At 42.2% G+C, this 19,576-nt stretch carries 15 protein-coding genes and 1 pseudogene; 10 read left to right on the top strand and 6 right to left on the bottom strand.

Features of this window, described 5'->3' with window-relative positions:
* Window positions 1-146 precede the first annotated feature (146 nt).
* From H6G76_RS36880 to H6G76_RS06275, 3 genes are all read left to right on the top strand, one after another.
* Window positions 147-5,834, top strand: coding sequence for a PAS domain-containing protein (locus tag H6G76_RS36880; protein ID WP_190697066.1), 5,688 nt, complete (start codon window positions 147-149; stop codon window positions 5,832-5,834).
* Window positions 5,835-6,076: 242 nt separating this feature from the next.
* Entirely contained in the window at window positions 6,077-7,138 is a 1,062-nt protein-coding gene (gene mtnA / locus H6G76_RS06280) for an S-methyl-5-thioribose-1-phosphate isomerase (RefSeq protein WP_190697054.1), read from the top strand.
* Between the two features lie 21 nt (window positions 7,139-7,159).
* Window positions 7,160-8,386, top strand: coding sequence for a retropepsin-like aspartic protease (locus H6G76_RS06275; RefSeq protein ID WP_190697051.1), 1,227 nt, complete (start codon window positions 7,160-7,162; stop codon window positions 8,384-8,386).
* A 55-nt stretch (window positions 8,387-8,441) separates the two neighbouring features.
* Here the strand turns inward: H6G76_RS06275 and H6G76_RS06270 are convergent, their stop codons facing one another.
* Genes H6G76_RS06270 through H6G76_RS06255 form a run of 4 tightly spaced genes read right to left on the bottom strand, consistent with a single transcriptional unit; the run spans window position 8,442 to window position 10,807 of the window.
* Window positions 8,442-9,554, bottom strand: a complete 1,113-nt coding sequence (locus H6G76_RS06270) for an ABC transporter ATP-binding protein (RefSeq protein ID WP_190697049.1) — start codon at window positions 9,552-9,554, stop codon at window positions 8,442-8,444.
* 55 nt (window positions 9,555-9,609) lie between these two features.
* On the bottom strand, window positions 9,610-9,834 hold the full coding sequence (locus H6G76_RS06265) for a type II toxin-antitoxin system HicA family toxin (protein ID WP_190697046.1): 225 nt from the start codon (window positions 9,832-9,834) through the stop codon (window positions 9,610-9,612).
* Window positions 9,834-10,052, bottom strand: a complete 219-nt coding sequence (locus H6G76_RS06260; RefSeq protein ID WP_190697044.1) for a type II toxin-antitoxin system HicB family antitoxin — start codon at window positions 10,050-10,052, stop codon at window positions 9,834-9,836. Before H6G76_RS06260 ends, H6G76_RS06265 begins: the two co-directional genes overlap by 1 nt.
* A 32-nt stretch (window positions 10,053-10,084) precedes the next feature.
* Entirely contained in the window at window positions 10,085-10,807 is a 723-nt protein-coding gene (locus tag H6G76_RS06255) for a GUN4 domain-containing protein (RefSeq protein ID WP_190697266.1), read from the bottom strand.
* A 296-nt stretch (window positions 10,808-11,103) separates the two neighbouring features.
* On the opposite strand from H6G76_RS06255, the gene H6G76_RS06250 reads away from it, so the two are divergent.
* The 3 genes and pseudogenes from H6G76_RS06250 (at window position 11,104) to H6G76_RS06240 (ending at window position 13,807) form a co-directional block, all read left to right on the top strand.
* Window positions 11,104-12,525, top strand: a complete 1,422-nt coding sequence (locus tag H6G76_RS06250) for an NADP-dependent isocitrate dehydrogenase (protein WP_190697042.1) — start codon at window positions 11,104-11,106, stop codon at window positions 12,523-12,525.
* A 211-nt stretch (window positions 12,526-12,736) separates the two neighbouring features.
* Window positions 12,737-12,976, top strand: a pseudogene (locus tag H6G76_RS06245) (Uma2 family endonuclease); the annotation flags it as partial.
* 108 nt (window positions 12,977-13,084) lie between these two features.
* Complete coding sequence (locus H6G76_RS06240) at window positions 13,085-13,807, top strand: superoxide dismutase (protein ID WP_242056323.1); 723 nt, start codon at window positions 13,085-13,087, stop codon at window positions 13,805-13,807.
* Here H6G76_RS06240 and H6G76_RS06235 read toward each other — a convergent pair.
* Window positions 13,770-13,991, bottom strand: coding sequence for a hypothetical protein (locus tag H6G76_RS06235; RefSeq protein ID WP_190697040.1), 222 nt, complete (start codon window positions 13,989-13,991; stop codon window positions 13,770-13,772). The genes H6G76_RS06240 and H6G76_RS06235 overlap by 38 nt on opposite strands.
* 40 nt (window positions 13,992-14,031) lie before the next feature.
* On the opposite strand from H6G76_RS06235, the gene H6G76_RS06230 reads away from it, so the two are divergent.
* Window positions 14,032-14,925: an SDH family Clp fold serine proteinase gene (locus H6G76_RS06230; protein WP_190697038.1), complete on the top strand. Its 894-nt coding sequence runs from the start codon at window positions 14,032-14,034 to the stop codon at window positions 14,923-14,925.
* A gap of 21 nt (window positions 14,926-14,946) precedes the next feature.
* On the opposite strand, the gene H6G76_RS06225 is transcribed toward H6G76_RS06230, so the two are convergent.
* Window positions 14,947-15,615 (bottom strand): peptidoglycan-binding domain-containing protein, encoded by a 669-nt coding sequence (locus tag H6G76_RS06225; RefSeq protein WP_190697036.1) that lies wholly within the window; start codon window positions 15,613-15,615, stop codon window positions 14,947-14,949.
* A 339-nt stretch (window positions 15,616-15,954) separates the two neighbouring features.
* Between H6G76_RS06225 and H6G76_RS06220 the strand changes: the two genes are divergently transcribed.
* The 3 genes from H6G76_RS06220 to nusA all read left to right on the top strand — a co-directional run bounded on the left by H6G76_RS06220 (window position 15,955) and on the right by nusA (window position 19,576).
* Window positions 15,955-17,403, top strand: coding sequence for a hypothetical protein (locus tag H6G76_RS06220; RefSeq protein WP_190697028.1), 1,449 nt, complete (start codon window positions 15,955-15,957; stop codon window positions 17,401-17,403).
* A gap of 202 nt (window positions 17,404-17,605) precedes the next feature.
* On the top strand, window positions 17,606-18,067 hold the full coding sequence (rimP, locus tag H6G76_RS06215) for a ribosome maturation factor RimP (protein WP_190697026.1): 462 nt from the start codon (window positions 17,606-17,608) through the stop codon (window positions 18,065-18,067).
* Window positions 18,068-18,241: 174 nt separating this feature from the next.
* Window positions 18,242-19,576, top strand: coding sequence for a transcription termination factor NusA (nusA, locus tag H6G76_RS06210; protein WP_190697024.1), 1,335 nt, complete (start codon window positions 18,242-18,244; stop codon window positions 19,574-19,576).

The following is a 19,576-nucleotide window of genomic DNA, read 5'->3' as shown; positions in this document are numbered from 1 at the left end:
ATTTGCTGTCGCCTATTCCCTATTGCCTGTTCCCTATTACCTATTCCCTTATCATGCAACCAAAACCTCAGCCTTAGGGGAGATTCTGAGTAGGGAGTAAGTCATATTCAATAGAAGAAACCGTGTATGCATACGGATAAATCTTCATGAAACGTGACACCACTGGTAAGTTTGTTAGTAATTGGGATGCAGAAACAAAACAACGGGTTAGCCTATCACTTACCAGTACAGCGTGGCAATTGCTTGATGATGAGGCTCACAGACGAGGTATTTCTCGTTCGGAAGTGATTGAACACGTTGCCCGCAGCTTGGGGAATGAAGTAAATCTGAATACTGAGGCGATTGAAGTAAATACAGAAAATGCTTCTTTGGCAGCGCGCATTATTGAACAACAAAAAGCGATCGCCACTTTAGAACGTCAGCAACAAGATTTAACAGCTTTATTAGAAAATTCTCCTGATGCGATCGCTCGCTTCGATTCACAAATCCGTTATTTGTATGTCAACCGCATTGTTGAGCAAGCTCTAGGATTGCCACGAAATGAGCTACTGGGCAAATCCATGTCCGAATTTATGTCAGATCCAATTTACCTGTTCTGGGAAGAGCATTTACGCCAAGTTTTCGCCACGGCGCAAGAACAGGAGATTGAATTTGAATTTGCGACTCCGATGGGTGTGCGATTTTATCAAGCTCGGTTAGTTCCCGAATTGAATGCTGAGGGAACACCCATATCTGTCATAGTCATCAGCCGGGACATGACACACACCAAACAAAGCCAGCAGCAACAAGCCCAACTCCTGGCTGCCCAAGAAACTGAACGCAAAGTTACAACTATCCTAGAAACTATTACGGATGCCTTTGTTGCTTTTGATCAAAACTGGCATTACACCTACGTGAATCGAGCAGCAGCCCAAATTCTGCAAACAACACCAGAAGAGTTGCTTGGGAAAAATGTTTGGGATGAAGTTTTTCCTGAACTTGTAGGTGGAATAGCATACCAGGAAATGCATCGGGCATTAGCTCAACAAGTCCCAGTTTCTTGGGAAGAATTTGGAGAACCTGTTGGATGTTGGTTAGAGGTAAAAGCCTATCCCTCGGCGGAAGGTTTGGCAGTATATTTTCGTGATATTACAGAACGCAAACAAGCTGAGGCTGAACGGGAAAGGTTACTCTCCGAACTTGAAATTGAACATACTCAGTTTATGACTGTTTTAAGGCAGTTACCAGCAGGTGTGTTAATTGCCGATGCGGCAACTGGCAAGTTAGTTTTGGCTAATGAACAAGCCAAACAAATTACTGGCTACGACTATGAACAGTTCTTGGAACTTGAGGAATATGAACTTGTAACTCCATTTACGGCTTTTCGTACTGATGGCGGCAGCTATGCCGCAGAGGAGTACCCACTGGTGCGATCGCTCCGCACAGGCGAAGTAATCTCTAACGAAGAAATGGTGATTCATCAAAATAATGGTAGCCAGACTTTTATTTCTGTAAATTCTGCACCGATTTTTAATCACCAAAATCAAATTGTGGCAGCCGTTTGCGTCTTCCAAGATATAACTAATAGTAAACAAGCCCAAACAGCCCTCCAGCAGCAAACTGAAGCTTTAGAAAACCAGCAAAAATGGTTAAAAACAGTGTTGGATTTGATGCCAACAGCAATGGTATTTATTGAACCAGAAACAGCAAAAATTACCTTTGCAAATCGGATCGCTAATGAATTGGCAGGCGGTGATTTAGCAAAAAATAAATCTCTGGAGGAGTACACTGATGCTTACTACTGTACCGATACCAATGGCGACCGCATCCCTACCGCCAGAATGCCTGCGGTGCTAATTGCCCAGGGAGAAAAGCTAGAAAACTATGAAATGAACTGGTATACACCAGGTGGCATTCGCTCAACCCTTTGCTGGGGAGAAATGTTGCCAGCGATGTATGGTCATCCAGCGACTGGTATTGGAATGTTTCAGGATGTGACGCACCTCAAACAAATTGAAGAGAACTTGCGGCAGATGGAAGAACGTCTACAACTTGCCTTGTCTTCTGCACAAATTGTTGCCTGGGACATGGATTTAATTAAAAGTTATGTGGTGTGTTCTCCTAATAGCCTGGATATTTGGGGTATTCAAGAAGGTACAGCAGAAGAGTTCTTTGCAATTATTCATCCAGACGATCGCCAGCGAATGATAGATGCTGCACAAGCGGCGATCGCTGGAGCAACTTCCTACCAGCAGGAATACCGAATAATTAATTCAAATGGTGTTGTGCGTTGGCTCAATAGCAAAGGCCGAGTTTATGTTGATGGCAGTGGCAAAGGAGTAAGGATAGTTGGAATTTCGGTGGATATTACAGAACGCAAACAAATAGAAGCAGAACGCGATCGCCTCCTACAACAAGAACAAATTGCCCGACAGACAGCAGAAACCGAACGCAAGCGGTTACATGACATCCTCATGCAAATACCTGCCATGATTGGCATTGTTACAGGGTCAAACTTGATATATGAATTTGCCAACCCGATGTATCTGCAAATGACGGGAAGAACTCCAGACATTATTGGTAAATCAATGCGGGAGGTATTTCCAGAGTTAGAAGGGCAGATTTACTTTGATTTAATCGCACAAGTCTACCAAACAGGGCAACAGTTAATTTTAGATGAGTCCCCTGCCTACTTAGATCGTCAAGGCGATCGCACATTAGGAGAAGCATTTTTTAACTGTGTGTTTTCACCTTGGCAGGATGCTCAGGATAGCATTCAGGGCGTGTTTATTCATACCATTGAAGTTACAGCCCAAGTGCAAGCCAAGCAACAAATTGCCCAACTGCTAGAAGATCTGCAACAGAAGGAGAGACAACAAAGATTTTTAATTGAATTGAATGATGCAATTCGGACTATTGAAGACTCGAATGAAATTATCTGGCAAGTTGTTTGCGCTACCGGGCAACACTTCCAAGTAACTCGCTGTACTTACGGTGAAATTGATTCTACCCAGGAATATGTGATTGTCGATCGCGACTATTGCAATGGTGTGATCAGTGTAGCTGGCAGCCACCACATGGATTCCTTCGGCCCGGAACTGATTGCTCAACTGAAGCAAGGTCAAACAATTGTCGTGGATGATGTCGATATCGATCCTCGAACTGCTGGATCTGGTGCTGCTGCTTTCGATGCTATTCAAACAAAATCACTGTTGTGTGTGCCTTTAGTGAAAGAAGGACGATTTGTGGCACTACTTGTATTGCATCATGCTTACCCCCGGCACTGGACAAGCGAAGAAAAAGACACACTGGAGCGAATTGCCCAAAAAACCTGGCTAGCTGTAGAGCGATCGCGCGCCGAAGCAGCCCTGCGAGAAAGTGAGACACATTTGCAACTCGCTCTCAGAGCCGGACGTATGGGAGCCTGGGACTGGGATATCCAAACTGGTACATTGCTTTGGACAGAAGGACACTTCACAGTACTAGGTTTACAAGTCAATGAATGCCCACCTAGTTATGAAGTTTGGGCGAGACGGGTTCATCCCGATGACTTAGCTCAAGCTGAGGCGAAACTTCAGCAAGCCATGCTGGAAAGAAAAGAGTATCACCACGAATATCGTCTGCGGTGGATGGATGGCTCTATTCACTGGGTAGAAGCGAGAGGACAGTTTACCTACGATGCTCAAGGAAAACCCAATCACTCGATTGGTGTTGTCATCGAAATTACACAGCGCAAGCAAGCCGAACAAGAACGCGAAACATTACTCAAGCGCGAACGCATTGCGCGTTATCAAGCAGAAACAGCCCAACGCCAATTAGCAACCATCTTTGAAACCTCTCCAGTGGGAATTGGTTTGTTAGATGCCAAACAGCGATTTATTGAGATTAATGAAGCATTAGCCCAAATCAACGGATTAACCCGCGAACAACACTTAGGACATTCAATTGCCGAACTGTTTGGTGAATCTGATCCCAAGCTAGTCGAACTCTTTAATGATATTTACGCTACAGGGAATGCTTTTATCTCACCTAACTTTGCTGTCAACGTCCCCGGAAGAAGCGATCGCTCTCCTGGTTACTACAGTGTTTATTATTTGCCAACCATCAACGCTCAAGGGCAAGTAGAAGATGTTTTAATCTATATAGTCGATGTCAGCGAGCAAGTAGAGTTAGAACTTGCCCAAAACTTTTTATCCGAAGCAAGTGCGGTTTTAGCATCTTCCCTCGATTATCAAATCACCTTAGAGCGAGTAGCACAGTTAGCAGTGTCTAAGTTAGCTGATTGGTGTACAGTCCACATGATCGAAGAAGATGGCTCAATCGAGCAAATTACTGTAGCTCACATCGACCCTGCCAAACTGCAATGGGCTGAACAAATTCGAGAAAAATATCCTTTAGACCCGAATGCAGCTAGGGGTGCAGCATTGACATTGCGAACTGGACAATCAGATTTGTTACCAGATATTCCTGATGAGTTACTTGTACAAGCAGCCCAAGACCCAGAACATTTAGAAATTCTGCGCTCTGTTGGGTTTAAATCAGTAATGACAGTACCCCTCAAAACTCAATCACAAATTTTAGGCGTAATTTCCTTTATCTCAGCCGAATCGGCAAGACGATATGATGAAAATGATTTGCTACTAGCAGAGGAATTGGCTCATCGTGCTTCTCTAGCCATTGATAATGCTCAATTGTACCAAGTAGCCCAAAGCGATCGCGCCAAAGCCGAAGCCGCCAACCGAGTTAAAGATGAATTTCTGGCGGTATTGTCCCACGAATTGCGATCGCCTCTCAACCCGATTTTAGGTTGGACAAAAATGCTCCGCAGCAAGCGGCTAGATGCTAGTAAAACTGACTTAGCTCTAGAAACAATCGAACGCAACGCTAAATTACAAGCGCAATTAATTGAAGATTTGTTGGATGTCTCCCGCATTCTGCAAGGCAAAATGACCTTAAATGTCGCGCCTGTGAATTTAGCTGAAACTATTACATCTGCTAAAGAAACAGTCAGATTAGCCGCAGAAGCTAAGAACATTCAAATTCATCCGCAACTCAACCCAATAGCAGGCACAGTTTCCGGTGATGCTAACCGCTTACAACAAGTTATCTGGAACCTGCTCTCGAATGCGGTGAAGTTCACACCACCGGGCGGACACATCGAGATCCGGTTAGAGCAAGTTGGGATGTATGCTCAAATCCAAGTTCAAGATACTGGTAAAGGTATCAGCCGTGAATTTTTGCCTTATGTGTTTGAATATTTCCGCCAAGAAGATGGCACAACCACACGCAAATTCGGCGGGTTAGGATTAGGGCTGGCAATTGTTCGTCATTTAACCCAACTGCATGGCGGTACTGTGTCAGCAGATAGCCCAGGGCAAGATTTAGGGGCAACATTTACTGTCAGGCTACCGTTAAACGTCGTTCAACCAGAGCTATCAGCTAATAACAGCGATTCTCAAACTACAACAAACCTCACAGGTATGCACATCTTAGTTGTAGATGACGATGCAGATATGCGGGAGTTGGCAGAATTCATTTTAATGCAATTTGGCGCACAAGTTACCAAGGCCGCTTCGGCAATCCAAGCATTAACACTTTTGAATCAGTCTAACTTTAATTTGCTGCTGTGTGACATTGGAATGCCAGAAATGGATGGCTATTCCTTGATTCGGCAAATTAGAAAATGGTCGCCTCAACAGGGAGGTAATATTCCAGCGATCGCACTCACAGCTTATGCTGGAGAAATCAACCAAAAACAAGCACTACAAGCCGGATTTCAACAGCATCTTGCCAAACCTATCGAGCCTGAAGAGTTAGTACAGGCGATCGCTACATTAATTGCAAATTCACGTTGAATATATGGCTGAACAGCTTAATAGGCAAAGGATTTATTTGGAACTCATACACGATTTGCTGTAGTTGGTCAAATACATTACTAGTTCTGATCAAGTAATATCAATTCTCTAAAATGAGGCAACAGATGAAAATCAGGAAACTCTTACTGGAGCTAGATTTCTTAATTGCGTTAGCGAGCCAGCGAGCGTCATTGCGAATTGGTATAACATTTACTTACTAACTTAATGAACTAGCTATTTTGATGACACGCTCTGCAAATCAGGTTTATCCGGTAATTTGGCACAACAATTCTGTGTCACTGATTGACCAAACCCTTTTACCCAATGAGTATGCCTTTGTCGAAATTCGCACTAGTAAAGAAATAGCGCAGGCAATTAAAACCATGATTGTGCGGGGCGCACCGGCTATTGGTGTGGCTGCGGCTTATGGAATGTATCTTGGCGCGAGAGAAATTACAACCAACGAACGCAGCGAATTTTTAACCCAATTAGAAAATGTTGCCCAACTATTACAAGCAACTCGTCCCACGGCTGTAAATTTATTCTGGGCAATTAACCGAATGTTAAAAACTGCCCACGCAACTCAGGGAAGTGTTGAAGATATTAAACAAGTTTTATTTCAAACAGCCCAAGCCATTAATACTGAAGATTTGCAAACTTGTCAGGCAATGGGCGATCATGGTTTAACTGTACTGCCCAAAACACCCGAAAAGCTAACTTTACTGACTCATTGTAATGCTGGGGCGTTAGCAACAGCAGGTTACGGTACAGCCTTGGGAGTAGTGCGTTCCGCTTGGCGCGAAGGGCGTTTAGAAAAGTTGTTTGCTGACGAAACCCGTCCCCGGTTACAAGGTGCAAAACTCACAGCTTGGGAATGTGTGCAAGAAAATATTCCCGTGACACTGATTACAGATAATATGGCAGCCCACTGTATGCAAAGGGGTTTGATTCATGCTGTAGTTGTAGGAGCCGATCGCATTGCTGCCAACGGTGACACAGCAAATAAAATTGGTACATATAGTTTAGCGATCGTAGCCAAAGCTCACAACATACCCTTCTTTGTCGCCGCACCTTTTTCTACCGTTGATTTTGCATTATCTGACGGTAGCCAAATCCCCATTGAAGAACGCCACCCAGAGGAAATTTATCAAGTTGGTGACACCAGACTAACACCTGAAGGCGTGGAATTTTATAACCCAGCTTTTGATGTTACTCCGGCAGAGTTAATCACAGCCATAATTACAGAAAATGGGGCATTTTCACCTGGTGATTTAGCTAAGTACCAAGTTAAAACAGTGTGTTAACTAGCTATATTCACTGTTTTTATGCAAATTTCTATTCGGTCTCGGTGGAAAAAATATCAGATTCCAACAAACCAAAATTCACACCGAGGCAAAAGTCTGCTTTCTTATGTGCTTATTCCCAGCATTTACTTCAGCAGTCTTTTCCCATTGATACCGACACCTGCTGCTGGTCAAATTCATCAAAAACCAGCCACTAGCCTTGGTCAACAACTGTTACAAGAAGTCATCAAATGTACCGAGGCTAAATCTTTTAATCAAAAGCTAACAAATCAAGCACAAGCTGAAGCCATTGCTAATAGATGTGCCTTGCAAGTAGTAGCTTTAGGCGCAAATGGCCAATTTCGCCCAGATGCTTTTGAGCGCATGGCAGCTTTTATGGAAGCAACTGGTGTGAAACTACCTCAACCTATTGGTCAAGGACAAGCCAGCACCCAACTTAGCTTTGCTGGTGAAAGTTCTATTTTTACGGTTCCAGTCCGCATTGGCAAACAAACTCAAACTTTTATATTAGATACAGGTAATAGTCAAACAATTATAAATACTCAAATAGCTCAACAACTTGGGCTTAATAGTAGTCCTGTGCCGAAAGGACTTTTAGAATATAAGCCAGTAGTTGGGAATAACCTCAAAGGAATAGAAGTTAATACCCATGTCTTACCAGTTTTAGGCGTAAATTCTGCCACTGTTGCTGGTATTCATGGCTTAGGCCTACCGACACAGGCACTACCAAAGAATATCACTGGAGTTTTAGGATTAGATTTTTTAAGTAATTTCGATGTTGTACTCAACCCAAAAAAACAACAGTTGCAACTTCTACCACCTTCTAAATCTGTTGCGGGTGCTATTCCTTTAAAAGGAAGCTTTGGGATTTTGACTGCCCAAGTTTATATTAACGGTCAAGGGCCTTTTACTTTTGCGGTGGATACAGGAGCTTATGCGATGATGCTATCCCCGTCAGTAGTTCAAAAATTAGGAATTGACCATCGCAACGCTCAAACATCACAAATTTTCGGTTTTGGCGGACGTGAAACAGTCAAAAAGGTTAAATTGACTAAGCTGCAAATTCAGCAACACCAAGCCACTGAAATTGATGCTGTAATTGTTGAGCAAAGCAACATTCTCAAACTCCCAGGAGTAGACGGTATTATCGGACAAAACTTTCTCAACAGATATCAACAACACTGGCGTTTTAGCAAGCCAAATGCACTAGGAGTTGTGGAATCTGGCAGTTTAGTTTTAATACCTTAGGAGGCAGAAGGTAGGAAGCAAAATTATTGTCATTCCTGATATTCAGGGTTTTAAATTAATTATTGAACTGGGGATATAACCTATCTCCAGTAATAGAATCAAATACAAATAACTGACTTAAATCTAATTTTAAAGATAAGCGATCGCCTGGATGGAAGCGCACATTGCCACCAATTTGAACATTTAATAATACAGTTGAATCAGGTAAAGCAGCACGAATTAAAGTTTCCCTTCCCAAAGGCTCAACCACTTTTACCTCAACAAATAATTCTCCTATCTCTTCCTGTGTGTTTCGCTGTAGTTCATTAATATAAATATGCTCTGGACGAATACCCAAATCAAAACTCTGCCCCGGATGTAGTTGTAAACTCTCCCTCACATCTGCTGGAACTCTGATTAACTGTTCACCTACATCAAACCCATCATTTGTATATTTTGCCGACAAAATATTCATTGGGGGACTACCTAAAAAAGTCGCCACCATTTGATTAGCAGGACGAGCATAAATGCTTTGCGGGTCGCCAATTTGTTGAATTTTTCCCCGATTTAGCACCACAATTTGATCCGCCAAGGTCATTGCCTCAACTTGGTCATGGGTGACATAAATAGTCGTAATTTCTAATTCTTGATGCAGTTGTTTTAATTCGGCTCTGGTGTCATCGCGCAATTGAGCATCTAAATTAGATAAAGGTTCATCTAATAAAAATACTTGAGGTTCACGCGCGATCGCTCTCCCTAATGCTACCCGTTGTTGCTGCCCACCAGAAAGTTGTTTAGGTTTTCTATCTAACAGATGTTCCAAAGAAAGCGATCGCGCCACTGTCTTCACGCGTTCTTGAATTAGCTTTGCATCCACCTTCCGCATCTGTAAACCAAAGGCGATATTTTCCGCCACCGTCATATGCGGGTAAAGGGCATAGTTTTGAAATACCATCGCCACATCGCGCTGTCTGGCTGGGATATTATTCATTAAGCGATCGCCTATAAATAGTTTGCCAGAAGTGGCAGTTTCTAGACCAGCGATCGTCCGCAAAATCGTTGATTTACCACAACCAGACGGCCCAACTAACACCCAAAACTCGCCATCGGGAATTTCAAAGGTAATATCTTCGATGGCGGTGACGTTGTTAAACCGACGTTTAATTTCTTCGAGACGTACTTTAGCCATTATTTAATCTGATATTTTGAATTTGCAATTGCTAGGCATATTACCCTATTTTTCTTTAGAGCAATGCGATGAACTCCTCCCTAGTAAGTTCGGTATCTCGTAGTATTTTTCTTAGTAATCCTCTGCCAATTGTTTTACCAGCATGAACAGGAATAGTAACCAAGCGTCCATCCTCATGTTCCATTTGCACATGACTGCCTTTTTGACGCACCTCTTGGAATCCTACTTTTTCTAGTGCCTTAATAACTGTTTTACCAGTCAGGCTGGGTAGTTTTGGCATTAAATTACTACTTTTTGAACACCTATAAATTCTGAGATTGTGTCATCATTTTCTGTTTCTAAACACAGTTCAATAACTTCTTTAATATTGACCATTAATTCATCAATTGTTTCTCCTTGACTGTAACAACCTCTTAGCTGTGGGACTTCTCCGATATAATAGCCATCTTCGTCCCGTTCAATAATGACGTAAAATTCGCGTTTGATGTTATTCCGCATAATTTAATTTTACGGGTTACTAATTTCATACTTCATACTTTATTTGTCCACACCGGATGAGCAAATAAAGACGCAATTACACGCACTCCTCGCAGTTGATTCGAGAGAGGTAAATGACCTTTCGGCGCACTCAAATCCCAAATAAAGCCATTAGGATAACGTGTCCAATTATTACCATCTTTCCAGGCAATTTTCGACCAGAGACTATCCCAATTTTTGCCAAGGCTTAACCAAATTTCGCGCTGTACTGAAAAGCCAAATTTACCTTCCGAATGAACTAACCACAAATTATTAATAGTATGTAAGTCAGTCATAGGGAAATTGTCAACTTCCGTAAAATACAGCCATTTTCGTTTGACAGCCGTGGAACCAGCTACTTCGCACATTTTTGCAATAGTCATGCGATCGGCTGCTTGGAAGTCTTGGGCAGCAAGTAGCTGTTGTAAAGGATTGTAATTGATCCCTGCGTCTGATTTTAGAGGTACAATGCCCTCAGGAAAATTATTTTGTAGAAATTCTCTGGCAGTTGGTGCATCAGAGTTATAAAGGACTTGGTAGGCTTTACCATCAATCCAAGTTGCTGGGGACTCACGACGTTTCAGCAAAAATTCCATCAACACTTCTAATCCCTGATTACCTAAGTTGGCTAACTGTGGGATGATCTGTTGTTGGACTTGAAGAGACCCAGCGATTAAGCGTTGTCTGAGGGAGTCGATGTCATTAGCAGTGCCTGATACAATCATTGGGTCTGTCATGCCATTACTCGTGTTAGCGGTCAGTGAACAAGCGATCGCTATCGGGCGTTTTTGATGATGAAACACTGATAGCGAAAAGTAGTTTACTATTTTTGATCGTACAAAATTGCGGCAGTTTCACTTAAATCCCCAAATGCTGTAAAAGAGGAATAGGGGGAAAATCTGCATATTAAGGGATTAGGGACTGGGGACTAGAGGCTAGAACCTAGGCAAGATGAAGGATAGAGGTTGAAGCTGAAATTATATTTCACACTTCATACTTCATACTTTTTATGTTTTTCTGGAGTGTTTAAACTATGTACGACAAGATTACCCCCCCGACTAGTGGATCAAAAATCACCTTCAAAAATGGTGAGCCAATTGTGCCTGACAACCCAATTATCCCGTTTATTCGGGGCGATGGAACAGGTATTGATATCTGGCCTGCTACTCAAAAGGTACTAGATGCGGCAGTAGCTAAGGCATATCAAGGTAAACGCCAGATTAGTTGGTTTAAGGTTTATGCTGGTGATGAGGCTTGTGATTTATACGGTACTTATCAGTATTTACCAGAAGATACTCTGACGGCAATTAAAGAATATGGTGTGGCAATTAAAGGGCCTTTAACTACTCCCGTTGGTGGTGGGATTCGTTCTTTAAACGTAGCATTACGTCAAATTTTTGACTTATATGCTTGCGTGCGCCCATGCCGTTATTACGCTGGTACGCCTTCACCGCACAAAAATCCTGAAAAGCTAGATGTAATTGTTTATCGGGAAAATACCGAAGATATTTACTTGGGAATTGAGTGGAAACAAGGTAGTGAAATCGGCGATCGCTTAATCTCCATCCTCAACAAAGAACTTATCCCCGCCACCCCAGAACACGGTAAAAAGCAAATTCCTCTCGATTCTGGTATTGGCATCAAACCCATCAGCAAAACTGGTTCCCAGCGTCTAGTACGTCGCGCCATTAAACACGCTTTAACCTTACCCAAACAGAAGCAACAGGTGACTCTGGTGCATAAGGGTAACATCATGAAGTACACCGAAGGTGCTTTCCGTGATTGGGGTTATGAATTAGCAACCACAGAGTTTCGTCAAGAGACAGTTACCGAACGGGAATCTTGGATTTTAAGCAACAAGGAGAAAAATCCTAATATTTCCTTAGAAGAAAACGCCCGTCAAATTGATCCTGGTTTTGATGCCCTCACCCAAGAGAAAAAATCCCAAATTGTCAAGGAAGTTGAAACAGTTCTTAATTCAATTTGGGACAGCCACGGCAATGGCAAGTGGAAAGATAAAGTCATGGTCAATGACCGGATTGCTGACAGTATTTTTCAACAAATTCAAACCAGACCAGATGAGTATTCTATTCTGGCAACAATGAACCTCAACGGCGATTACCTGTCGGATGCGGCGGCGGCGATTGTTGGCGGTTTAGGTATGGGGCCAGGCGCGAATATTGGTGATGCTTGTGCTGTTTTTGAAGCAACTCACGGTACAGCACCCAAACACGCAGGCTTAGACAAAATTAACCCTGGTTCGGTAATTTTGTCTGGCGTGATGATGTTGGAATATCTGGGTTGGCAAGAAGCCGCAGACTTAGTTAAGAAAGGTTTAGGAGATGCGATCGCGCAGGGTCAAGTCACCTACGATTTAGCACGGTTAATAGAACCACCTGTAGAACCTCTCAAATGTTCTGAATTTGCCGACGCAATTATTCAACATTTCGGTTAATTGTATTGGGCGGGCAAGCCCCGCCCAGTAACTTAATTTTTAACTTGAAATTTCCTCTCCTGGTAACTGGCTAAGATACTCATCTATAACCGTTAGTAAGTCTTTTGGTGAGTAATTATAAGTTAAAAATAGGAATTTAATAGCGGTAGTGATAATCTGCTTTCTATCTAAATATTGCTGCTAGTTGAGAGCGAGTATATTTACCGTTCATTACTTCCAAACCACAAATAATTGCTTAGAAGATATTGGTTTGGGTGTAACTTTATGGACTGGAGAATTTGAAGGTAGAAATGATACTTGGTTGCGATGGTGCGATCAAGATAGCAATGTTTTGCTGACTGGTGATGAACTCGCTCAACAAATAGAACAGCGCGCTCATCAAGCAGAACAACGCGTCCACTTACTAGCAGAAAGATTAAAAGCATTAGGTGTAGACCCTGATACTATTTAACCATCCATAATTCTTCATTTTTAATCTAGAGTAGGCAATTTTTTGTAGCCTAAATCTATGACAATAAAGACTGTCAACAAATTGCATAGATTTGCTGCAAAAATTCTTATGACTCTTAATAGAAGACATTTCTTGTTTTTACTGGGTGCAGGTACAGGTGTTTTTGCATTAGATTCCTTTGCTTTAGCAGAAAAATCACCCAGTACAACAGGTGCGATTGAACTACCACCTTTGCCATACGCCTACGATGCATTAGAACCACACATTGATGCTAGAACAATGCAGTTTCACCACGATAAGCATCATGCGGCTTATGTGAAAAATTTGAATGCAGCGTTAGACAAACACCCAGAACTCAAAAACCAATCTGTGGAAGAACTATTACGCAAACTTGGCAAAATCCCAGCAGATATTCGTACAACAGTCCGCAATAATGGCGGTGGTCATGTCAACCACTCCATGTTCTGGAAAATTATGAAGCCGCAGGGTGGTGGAGAACCAACAGGAGAAATAGCCACTGCGATTAATCAAAATTTTGGTAATTTTGCAGCTTTCAAAAAACAATTTAACGAAGCTGGTGCAGCACGTTTTGGTAGTGGTTGGGTTTGGCTAGTTCGCAATCAAAATGGCAAGCTAGAAATAACAACTACAGCTAATCAAGATAATCCAATCAGCGAAGGTAAGTATCCTATTCTTGGTAATGATGTATGGGAACACGCCTATTATCTCAACTACCAAAACCGCCGCGCTGACTATTTAGCAGCTTGGTGGAATGTGGTGAATTGGGATGAGATTAACAGACGGTTCGCACAAGCAAGTAAATTTGTCTAAAGCTAACTAAACAATTTAATCGCCACCCAACTAGATGATGGTATAGATACAGCATTAGCCATGTCATACCACAAGCTTTACGAGAACTGGGTGTAAATGCTGATGAGTTGAAATAGCGATCGCAACGCAACTTCAGATCTAGATAAACCCCTAGATAGACTTGCGATCGCCCAAAGATTGTCACAATTAATGACGAGAACAGTTATTTTTGGACAATCAATCTTATGGGCTTCGGTATTGGTGATTTATTCTGGATATTTCTGCTTCTATCTTCTCTACAACCCATCTGGCAAAAACGCCAAGTAGAATATCGACGTATTCGCAGCCTCCAAGAATTCCAGCAAGAACGCAACAGCCGCGTAATTTTGCTGATACACCGTCAAGAATCTATTAGCTTACTGGGTATCCCCATATCACGCTACATCACAATTGAAGACTCCGAACAAATTCTGCGGGCAATTCGCCTCACCCCTCCAGATGTTCCCATTGACTTAATTCTGCATACCCCTGGTGGTTTGGTACTAGCTACCGAACAAATTGCTAGGGCATTAATTCGCCACCAGGCAAAAGTCACAGTTTTTGTACCACACTACGCTATGAGTGGCGGTACAATGCTGGCCTTAGCTGCTGATGAAATTGTCATGGATGCGAATGCTGTCTTGGGGCCAGTCGATCCCCAGTTAGGTAACTTCCCCGCCGCCAGCATTTTGAAAGTAGTCAAAGATAAACCTATCGGTGAGATTGATGATCAAACTTTGATCATGGCAGACTTAGCAGGTAAAGCAATTCAGCAAGTACAACGCTTTGTACGGACTCTGCTTAAAGATAGTATGCCTAAACAAAAAGTAGAGCCAGAAAATATTGAACCGATTATTGAAGCGTTAACCACTGGGCGCGTTACTCACGACTATCCGATAACCGTTGAAGAAGCAACAGAAATGGGGTTGCCCATCACAGTCGGACTACCCCGTTCTATTTACGACCTTATGGATTTGTACCCACAACCACAAGGAGGGCGGCCTACAGTACAGTACATTCCCATGCCTTTTGATGACCGCCGCCCAATTCTACCTACGCCTAAAGGCAGACCATTAGAAGAGCCTAATCAAAGAAGTTGAAATTTTTTGACTGGCTAACGCTTAAGGTGTCGTCGTCGGCGACGCGGTTGGTGATGCGGTTGGTGACGCGGTTGGCGATGCTGTCGGTGACGCAGTTGGCGACGCAGTTGGCGACGCGGTTGGCGACGCTGTCGGCGATGCTGTCGGTGACGCGGTTGGCGATGCTGTCGGTGACGCAGTTGGCGACGCAGTTGGTGAAGGCTGAGTTCTGGGTTTAGTTATAGCTTCTTTAGCTTCTGCATTTAACTTTTGACGGAGTGCTAAATCAGCCACTCCTGTTTCTTTGATCTGATTTTTTTTCTGATACTCTCTAATTAGCTGTTCTGTACGAGTGCCATAGAATTGATCAAGGGGAAGACGGGGATTCGGTTTTAGTACCGCATTTAAGTTTGCTTGTAAGGTTTTTATGATATTGGCAGCAAAGTCTTGGGTTTTCGGCCCAGCTATCCCATCAACGCTCAGTTTGTAACCTTTTTGAAAATCCCGGACTGCTTTTTTGGTTGCCTCATCTGTGAGTGGACGATTTGATACCTGGACGTTATAGCCTAAGCCTCGCAACACAGCACGAAATTCTTGTGGCGTATAGTTACGCTGACGTGCAGCAAATGTACTGTCAGACATCACTACACTGGCAGTGACTAAGCAAGTAGCAGCAATAATTGCATTGGTTTTATTAAACCCACACCACATATCTCAAACTCCTTTGGGGTAAATCAGCAGTACATATACCAACAGGTGCATTTTACGTTTCTTGAAGACTTTTTGCACAATGATTAATCATTTGTTATTAATTAATATTCTGTTAATTAAATTTAACTAATTAATTTTTTTGCAATCTTACTTTAGCAATACTTAAGTATATAACCAAAATCAGTTACATATTACTACGCTTTTTACTCTTCCTTAGCTTTAAGAGTGGGACGAGGGGCGGAAAAAGTAACCCGGATTTTTCTAGATGAATAGTAATACTCAACCTCTATATTTTGGTTATCAGTTAAAATTTAAAGCCTGTATAATTTAAAACTAAAAATGTTTGCTCAAAAAACACCAAACCGGAATAACCTATGGTTTGAAAGATTAATGGCATTAATTGCCACAATCAACTTAGGTTTAGTAGCATTTGATTTAAGTTATGTACCGTGGCGGGATTTCTATTTGCGAAATTTTCCTAAACTTACTAGTATTTATGATCCAGTTAAGGGTATTGAACCACATAGAGAAACGCAGAATTATTTAAAACAAGTAGATGCATTAGAAGAACAGATAGACCAGACAGGTTTAACATCTCCACAGGTAAAGACGAAGCTAGAAGAACTCAGCCGTCTCAGTGCTGAGATGATTGATAGCAATCCATTTGCTGGGATCGGCAAAAGTGGGACGCTAGAAAAAATCAAAAATCGAATGCGCGATCGCATCGGTAACAATTCTGCAAAACAGTCCTTTGCTACTTTTTGGAGTCAAGCTTACCTATCCCAAAAAGGCTGGAATCAAGAAAGAGATTTCTTTAATCAAAAAATTAGTCCTTTAATTACTACCAACTATTACCGCCAAATCGGTGAAAATAGTGAGTATATTAATGATTTTTGGTTAATAGATTTACCTTTTATTGCTTTATTTGGCATAGAACTTCTCGGACGCGTCTTTTTAATCAAACGTCGTCATCCAAGTTTTACCTGGTTCAATGCAATTTTATGGCGTTGGTATGACTTATTTCTGCTGCTTCCCTTTTGGCAATGGTTGCGGATAATACCTGTAACAGTCAGACTTGACCAAGCGCAACTATTAAATCTTCAGCCATTGCAGAGACAACTTAGTCAGGCAATGGTAGCGAATTTTGCCGAAGAAATTACAGAAATTGTCGTAGTCAGAGTCATTAATCAGACTCAAGTTTCTATTAAACAAGGTGATTTTACCCGGTGGATAGCGCAGCAAGAGAGTTTACGCCCCTATGTGGATATTAATAATATTAATGAAATAGAAGCGATCTCCGGCATTTTAGTAAAAACCGTCGTCTACCATGTGTTGCCCAAAATTCAACCAGAATTAGCTGCCCTTTTGCGTCACAATATCGATACTGTCATCCAGCAAGTTCCTATTTACAAGAATTTACAAATATTACCAGGGATAGGACAAGCTCAAACTCAACTGAGCGAACAACTTGCTACCCAAATTGTCACCAGCTTGTACAATGCGATCGTCAGTGCTGTCGAAGATCCTGTAGGTGCAAAACTCACAACTGAACTAGTGGAAAGCTTTAGTACAGCCTTAGGAGCAGAAATCCAGCAAAAACGAGTACTATCTGAAATTCAAAGTTTAATTTTTGATTTTTTAGAAGAAGTCAAATTGAACTACGTGCAACGCCTATCTAAAGAAGATATGGACGCAATTGTCGAGCAAACTAGACAGCTAAGAACACAACAATACATTCAGCCAATTGTAGAAAAAACTGCTGCGATCGTCGAAATTCAAAACAAGTGAAAAGTATGAGGTGTGAAGTCTGAAGTTTTTGCCTGCCTGCTGACAAATTACCCTTGACCACTGATCACTGACTATTGACTATTGGAGAAATGCGCTACACTCAAATTAGGGCGAACTATCATCAGTTCGTCACAAGACTTCTTGGAAGATATCCCTATCGCAGGAAGTGGGTCGAAGCCCACTTTTTTTATTGAATTCTCGCATGACTCATCCGTTAGTCCCACAAATTATTGATTTGGCGACACCAGTAGCAGCAGAACTGGGATTAGAACTCGTTGGTGCAGTTTTTCATACTAACCAACGTCCACCAGTCTTGCGGATAGATATCCGCAATCTCCAGCAGGATACTGGTTTGGATGACTGTGAAAGGATGAGCCGCGCTTTAGAAGCTTGCTTAGATGCGGCAGAGATCATTCCAGATGCCTATGTTTTAGAGGTGTCGAGTCCAGGTATTTCGCGGCAATTGGTAACTGACAGGGAATTTATTTCGTTCAAAGGATTTCCTGTGATTGTTACTACTTCGCCACCCCACGACGGACAACCAGAGTGGAATGGTCAGCTAATTCGCCGGGATGAAACCAAAATTTATTTAAACCAAAAAGGTCGTGTCGTCGAAATTCCTCGTTCTGTAATAACTAGGGTGCAACTAGACGAGCGACGGTAAACGAGGGATGAGGGGCTAGAGACTAGGAGTTAGAGACTAGGGGCTAGAGTAATTTTCTCTAATCCCTATTCACTAATGCGTAATTTTAAGTTTCTATTTTTTCAACTCTCAACCCTAGCCTCTAACCTCTATCCCCTAGCCCCTAAAATCTAAATTTTTATAAGGAGATTGCTTATGTCAATGGTCAGTCTACCAGGATTAAAAGAATTAATTGAAAGTATTAGTCGAGAGCGCAATTTACCTCGTTTAGCAGTTCAATCAGCTATTAGAGAAGCACTGCTGAAAGGTTATGAACGTTATCGTCGCGCCCAAAATTTAGAACGCAAGCAATTTGATGAAGATTACTTTGATAACTTTGAAGTTGAATTAGATATTGATGAAGAAGGATTTCGCGTACTTTCTACCAAAACCATTGTTGAAGAAGTTAGCAATACAGACCATCAAATTTCTTTAGACGAAGTACAACAAGTTGCCCCAGAAGCTCAATTGGGGGATTCTGTAGTACTTGATGTCACCCCTGACCAAGGAGAATTTGGTCGGATGGCCGCCATGCAAACCAAGCAAGTCTTGGCGCAAAAACTTCGGGATCAACAACGCCAAATGGTGCAAGAAGAGTTCCAAGATTTAGAAGGAACTGTATTGCAAGCCAGAGTGCTGAGATTTGAAAGGCAGTCGGTGATTTTGGCAGTTAGCAGTACTTTTGGTCAACCAGAAGTCGAAGCGGAATTACCAAAACGCGAACAGTTACCCAACGATAACTATCGGGCTAATGCTACCTTTAAGGTATACCTGAAGAAAGTTTCTCAAGGTCAGCAACGGGGGCCACAACTTTTGGTATCACGTGCTGATGCAGGTTTAGTAGTTTACCTGTTTGCCAACGAAGTCCCAGAAATTGAAGATGAAGTTGTGCGAATAGTTGCCGTAGCTAGGGAAGCAAATCCGCCATCGCGTTACGTCGGCCCCCGAACTAAAATTGCAGTTGATACCTTAGATCGTGATGTTGACCCAGTAGGTGCTTGTATTGGTGCTAGGGGATCACGAATTCAAGTCGTAGTTAATGAACTACGTGGTGAGAAAATTGATGTGATTCGTTGGTCTCCCGACCCAGCAACATATATTGCTAACGCCTTAAGTCCGGCTAGGGTAGATGAAGTCCGGCTGATGGATCCGGAAACTCGGCAAACTCATGTATTAGTAGCAGAAGACCAACTAAGTTTGGCAATTGGAAAAGAAGGTCAAAACGTCCGGTTAGCAGCCCGGTTGACTGGTTGGAAAATTGATATTAAAGATAAAGCCAAGTATGATTATGCATCCGAAGATGCAAAATTTGCAGCTGCTCGTGCTAAAGCTCAACAAGAACAAGAAGAAATGGAAATGGAGGAAGATGACATCGACCTAGAAGAAGATGATATGCCAATAGAAGAATTCGAGGAGCAAAATCAAGAAGAATTTGAAGAATTAGAAGAATTAGAAGATGAGGAGTCTTTAGACCCTAACGATGAAGAGTAA

It is taken from the genome of Nostoc sp. FACHB-152 (assembly GCF_014697475.1).
GTDB lineage: Bacteria > Cyanobacteriota > Cyanobacteriia > Cyanobacteriales > Nostocaceae > Nostoc_B.
This window is presented reverse-complemented; position numbering and strand designations above follow the sequence as displayed.

What these genes read in the sequence shown, in the direction of transcription:
- H6G76_RS36880 (WP_190697066.1), top strand. Translation starts at nt 147, where the DNA reads ATGAAACGTGACACCACTGGTAAGTTTGTTAGTAATTGGGATGCAGAA.
- mtnA (WP_190697054.1), top strand. Translation starts at nt 6,077, where the DNA reads ATGACACGCTCTGCAAATCAGGTTTATCCGGTAATTTGGCACAACAAT.
- H6G76_RS06275 (WP_190697051.1), top strand. Translation starts at nt 7,160, where the DNA reads ATGCAAATTTCTATTCGGTCTCGGTGGAAAAAATATCAGATTCCAACA.
- H6G76_RS06270 (WP_190697049.1), bottom strand. Translation starts at nt 9,554, where the DNA reads ATGGCTAAAGTACGTCTCGAAGAAATTAAACGTCGGTTTAACAACGTC.
- H6G76_RS06265 (WP_190697046.1), bottom strand. Translation starts at nt 9,834, where the DNA reads ATGCCAAAACTACCCAGCCTGACTGGTAAAACAGTTATTAAGGCACTA.
- H6G76_RS06260 (WP_190697044.1), bottom strand. Translation starts at nt 10,052, where the DNA reads ATGCGGAATAACATCAAACGCGAATTTTACGTCATTATTGAACGGGAC.
- H6G76_RS06255 (WP_190697266.1), bottom strand. Translation starts at nt 10,807, where the DNA reads ATGACAGACCCAATGATTGTATCAGGCACTGCTAATGACATCGACTCC.
- H6G76_RS06250 (WP_190697042.1), top strand. Translation starts at nt 11,104, where the DNA reads ATGTACGACAAGATTACCCCCCCGACTAGTGGATCAAAAATCACCTTC.
- H6G76_RS06240 (WP_242056323.1), top strand. Translation starts at nt 13,085, where the DNA reads ATGACTCTTAATAGAAGACATTTCTTGTTTTTACTGGGTGCAGGTACA.
- H6G76_RS06230 (WP_190697038.1), top strand. Translation starts at nt 14,032, where the DNA reads ATGGGCTTCGGTATTGGTGATTTATTCTGGATATTTCTGCTTCTATCT.
- H6G76_RS06225 (WP_190697036.1), bottom strand. Translation starts at nt 15,615, where the DNA reads ATGTGGTGTGGGTTTAATAAAACCAATGCAATTATTGCTGCTACTTGC.
- H6G76_RS06220 (WP_190697028.1), top strand. Translation starts at nt 15,955, where the DNA reads ATGTTTGCTCAAAAAACACCAAACCGGAATAACCTATGGTTTGAAAGA.
- rimP (WP_190697026.1), top strand. Translation starts at nt 17,606, where the DNA reads ATGACTCATCCGTTAGTCCCACAAATTATTGATTTGGCGACACCAGTA.
- nusA (WP_190697024.1), top strand. Translation starts at nt 18,242, where the DNA reads ATGTCAATGGTCAGTCTACCAGGATTAAAAGAATTAATTGAAAGTATT.